The sequence below is a fragment of the Acinetobacter sp. YH01020 genome, from assembly GCF_013420275.1.
GTDB classification, from domain to species: domain Bacteria; phylum Pseudomonadota; class Gammaproteobacteria; order Pseudomonadales; family Moraxellaceae; genus Acinetobacter; species Acinetobacter amyesii.
In genome coordinates this window covers 1-4,799 of record NZ_VOYN01000095.1, presented here as the reverse complement: position 1 = coordinate 4,799, position 4,799 = coordinate 1, and the positions used below count along the sequence as shown (strand labels likewise).

Genomic DNA, 4,799 nt, shown 5'->3' with positions numbered 1-4,799 from the left:
GTAAGACAGATCTTGGAATAAGAGAATGGGAGTGCATGAGCTGTGGTACAGCTCATGATCGAGATATAAACTCAGCTCTAAACATTCTTGCGCTTGGGCATAAGCGTCTAGCTGTAGGAATCACCCTTTTTTAAGGGGGTGAGGATGTCAAATATTCCAAAATGAATTAAAACTAATATGACTGATCAAAAAAAAGCACACAGTTCTGTGTGCTTTTTGAAAACTTGGAAGATTTAGCCAGTGTTACGCAAACCTGCCGCAATACCCGCGATGCTAACCATCAACGCATGGTCGACTGGGGTATTTTCAGCTTGACGCTCGGCAAGGTATGCACGGCGGCGTTTCATCAGTTCGGCTTGTAGTAAATGTAGCGGCAATAAATAAGGCTTACGCACCTTCATGGATTGGTCGAGCACATCGTTACTGCTAAGTAATTTCGATTCACCTTTGAGTGCTAATAGCGTTTGTACCGCATCACGTAAACGCTGACGTAACTCTTCGCCCAATTGTTTGAGGTCTGCGTCATCCGTCAGATGAGACTCATAATATAGTGCCACATGGCCATCAGCTTTGGACAAGACCATTTCCAACATATCAATCAGGGTTTGGAAGTAGGGCCATTGTTCCAACATTTCTTCGAGTGTTTGCTTTTGACCTTGATCAATCACTTGATTAATCGCAGCACCTGTACCGAGCCAAGCAGGTAGCATCAAACGGATTTGCGTCCATGCGAACACCCAAGGAATCGCACGTAATGACTCAATTCCACCGCTAACTTTACGTTTGGCTGGGCGTGAACCGAGCGGTAACATTTGCAGCTCCAGTTCGGGTGTCACAGTCCGTAGATATTTTACAAAATGCGGATTTTCACGCACAGTTTGACGATACACCTGTACCGACAGATCCGTCATGCTGTGCATGAGCTGACGCCATTCCTGTTTTGGTTCAGGCGGTGGCAATAAGGTCGCTTCTAAGGTCGCTGCGGTGTAAATTTCCAAGTTTTGTAAGGCAATGCCTTCTAATCCAAACTTGAAGCGAATCATTTCCCCTTGTTCTGTGACACGAATCGCTCCTGAAATCGAACCCGGTGGCTGTGAAAACAGCGCTTGCTGTGTCGGCGCTCCACCACGGCTGATTGAACCGCCACGGCCATGGAATAATGTCAGTTGCACATCATGCTTTTTCGCAACCGCAGTTAATTCTTCCTGCGCACGATACTGCGCCCAGTTTGCCGACATAAAGCCCGCATCTTTGGCTGAGTCTGAATAGCCAATCATCACTTCGTGTTTACCCTGAATATGCTGCTTATACCAATGCATATTGAATAGGGTATTCATGGTACGGGCGGCACCATCCAAATCTTTTAGAGTTTCAAACAGTGGCACGACACGTAGCGCTTGTTTGATGCCGGCTTCTTTTTGCAGTAACAATACGGCCAAGACATCGCTCGGATGTTCGGCCATGGAAATAATATAAGCCCCTAAACTTTCAGGTGGCTGTTCTGCCAAAGTGCGCATGGTCGCAAAGACTTCTTGTACATCTGGATGTTCAATCAGACTTTGTTTCGGCTCATTTAAAAACTTCGGTAACAGTGGGCGTTTGCTTTGCAGTTCCTGAATCAAGAAGTTTTGACGGGCTTGCTCCGTCCATGTTTCAAAATTGCCTAAACCTAAATATTCAGTAATGGCAGAAATGGCTTGGCGATGACGAGTCGACTCTTGGCGAATATCCAGTTTGAGTAATTCAATACCGAAGCAATTGACGCGGTGAATAAAGTCGAGCAATTGGCCATTGGCAATTTCAGGTAAACCGCTATCGATCAGTGAACGGTAGCAAACCAACAGTGGATCAAGCAGCTCATGTCGGCTTTTAATGACTTGGCTATCGTCAGCATCTTCACCACGGAGTTTTAGTGCCAACCAGTGACGAGTGGCTTTGAGGCGTTCACGTGCATCACGCAGGTATTCACGATACGGTTCAGGGTGGAAATGGCCCAAAGCATCACTGAGTTCTTTACTGCATTCTTGAATCGAAAGTTCCCAACGTAGGTCTTCGATATCGCGTAAATACAGGTCGGCAGCTTTCCAACGTGAAAGCCAAAGCACTTCTTGAGTAATGTTATGGGTGACGTTTGGGTTGCCATCACGGTCACCGCCCATCCATGATGCAAAGCGCACAGGGGCAACATTTAAAGGCAAGGTCTTGCCACAATGATCTTGAACCATGCCATCCAATTCACGCATGAATTTGGGTACAGCATTCCACAAGGTCTGTTCAATGGTCGTGAAGCCCCATTTGGCTTCGTCGACAGGTGTCGGGCGATGTTGACGAATTTCATCCGTTTGCCATGCCGAGCAAATCAGTTGTTTTAAATCATCCAGCACGGCTTTGCGTTCGCGTGGCGTAAGTTTTTGTTGATCCATTTTAAACAGGCAATCATTAATCCCATCATATTTCTGGATCAAGGTACGGCGGCTGACTTCAGTTGGATGTGCAGTCAGGACCAGTTCAATTTTTAATTCACAAATTTGTTGGAACAGTTGGTCCGAACTGATGTTATTGCTTTTAAATTTTTCAAATAAATGATCGAGTGGATTCGGTGAAGGTGCTTGCTCATCAAACTCACTTTGGCGACGGCTGCGCACCACATTGTATTGTTCGGCAATATTGGCAAAGTTGAGAAAGTGCGTAAATGCACGGGTCAGTGGCAGAATTTCTTCATCTTTTAAATTTAAAAATAATTGTTCTAACTGTTTTTCAGCTTCAACTTGTCCATCGCGCGCGCCTTTAGATAAGGCACGAATTTGCTCTACCTGATTAAACAAATCTTGTCCTGCATGCTGCTTTAGGGTTTCACCTAATAAATTGCCCAGTAAGCGCACGTCTTCACGTAATGGAGCATCAATTTGTTGAATCATTTGTTATTTCTCCGCGTATTCCTGTCTCGACTATACCCCGAAAGTGCTGTGGCAAAAGGGGGGTACAGACAAAAGTCGGATGACTTTTCTAGGTAAATGAGCAGTAGCTATGCCATTTGTTTCAGTTTAGCCTTGAAATATTTCAGAAAATGCTTAGCTCTGTGTGCCGAGTTGATATTTCAGCATAAAGATGTCGATGGCAGAGTGAATAATGGCCTGTCGCTCTGCTGTTTCAGGTACTGGGCGCATGCCCAATAAGACTTCTTGATGGCGTAGTCCCATCAGTAGCGACACAATCAGTTCAGTTTGTCGGGCAGGATTATCCTGCTGAATGAAATTTAAAGCTGCTGCGTCTTGAAAGAAATTCTCCCAGACTTGGCGCATTTTCAAATGTGAGGCACGGAAAAACTGTTCCACCAAGGGACTGTGTTCGGCAGCCAACTCCAAAAGTAATAAGTCCAGTTTAATGGCTTCTGGCAAATTCATGATGTTCAGCCCCAACTCACAAATTTCAACGAAAGCCTGCATAAAATGACTTTCGCTGTGCAGATGTCGCGGGCGAGTATTTAAAATATATTCACAGGTATCTTCAATTGCACTGGTAAATAAAGTGGCTTTGTCCTGAAAATGGTTATAGACCGTCAGTTTGGTGACTCCTGCATGTTGCGCAATCTGATTCATGCTGCAACCATGATAGCCCATTTCTAAAAAAAATTGTTTTGCAGACTCTAAAATCCGTTGTCGTTTTTCTAAGTCTTTTGGGCGGCCGACATTCATTTGCTGAAAAAATTCCAAAAAAGGCGAAAAGGTCATTGATTTCGGATAATTAATCTAATTAATGTACCGCATGGTTTATTAATTAAAAAACAACCAAATTAATTGAATAATATTCTGCCCTAAAAAAGACTTTTTATTAAGAGCGAACTTCATGAGTACGATTAAGACCACAGTTGTCAGCATGATTATCGTTTGCAGTGTGACCTTATGGGGATGCAGCAAGGATAAAGCCCAAACGGAACAGGAAGTGCCATTTGTGATGGTGACTCAGCCGGGTGCCACACATTTTGAACAAAAAAGTTATGCGGGTGATGTACAAGCACGCCAGCAAACAGCTTTAGCGTTTCGGGTTGGCGGTCAAATCACTGAGCGCTATGTCGATGTTGGAGACCAAGTCCGAGTCGGGCAAGTCTTGGCAAAATTAGACGTCAAAGATGCACAGTTGCAACTGAATGCAGCACAAGCACAGCTTGAAAGTGCGCGTTCCGCTGCACAAATTGCTGAAGATGAATTAAAACGATTTAAGCAATTATTGCCAGTCAATGCCGTGAGTCGTTCGCAGTACGATGCGGTGGAAAACCAATATAAAGCGGCACAGTCGAACTTAAAGCAAGCCCAATCAAATTATGATGTGAGTCGTAATCAGACCGGTTATAACCAATTAATTGCCAATAAAACTGGGGTCATTACTGAGCGCAATATTGAGATTGGTCAAGTGATTGCAGCAGGACAACCGGCATTTCAATTGGCGATAGCAGGTGAACGTGACGTGGTCATTGGTGTGCCTGAACAAGCGGTTACTGAAATTAAAACAGGGCAGGATGCATGGGTTACCTTGTGGTCGAAACCACAGGAAAAATTTGCAGGCTATGTACGTGAAATTAGTCCTGCTGCCGATCAGTCTCGTACTTATAGTGTCAAAGTGGCATTACGTGAAGGCAATAGCGCCATTCAACTGGGGCAAAGTGCACGGGTATTTTTAACTAAATGTGCGGAATTCTCCATCTATAATCTGTGATTTAGATGGAGATGGATAGCACGCCTTTTCAGTCGGGTCTTTCTTGGTTTTGGATGTATTCTCGAATTACATCAATTGTCGCTCCA

At 44.5% G+C, this 4,799-nt stretch carries 3 protein-coding genes and 1 pseudogene; 2 read left to right on the top strand and 2 right to left on the bottom strand.

What is annotated here, in order from left to right; genetic code table 11:
* A partial coding sequence (locus tag FTT85_RS17955) for a zinc ribbon domain-containing protein (protein WP_180059625.1) occupies positions 1–134 on the top strand: 134 nt, incomplete at its 5' end.
* Between the two features lie 99 nt (positions 135–233).
* On the opposite strand, the gene ppc is transcribed toward FTT85_RS17955, so the two are convergent.
* Both ppc and FTT85_RS17945 read right to left on the bottom strand, forming a co-directional pair.
* Positions 234–2,918: a phosphoenolpyruvate carboxylase gene (gene ppc / locus FTT85_RS17950; protein ID WP_180184096.1), complete on the bottom strand. Its 2,685-nt coding sequence runs from the start codon at positions 2,916–2,918 to the stop codon at positions 234–236.
* 153 nt (positions 2,919–3,071) lie between these two features.
* On the bottom strand, positions 3,072–3,695 hold the full coding sequence (locus tag FTT85_RS17945) for a TetR/AcrR family transcriptional regulator (protein WP_180184095.1): 624 nt from the start codon (positions 3,693–3,695) through the stop codon (positions 3,072–3,074).
* Positions 3,696–3,846: 151 nt separating this feature from the next.
* On the opposite strand from FTT85_RS17945, the pseudogene FTT85_RS17940 reads away from it, so the two are divergent.
* Positions 3,847–4,680 (top strand): annotated as a pseudogene (locus tag FTT85_RS17940) (efflux RND transporter periplasmic adaptor subunit); the annotation flags it as partial.
* Positions 4,681–4,799 lie beyond the last annotated feature (119 nt).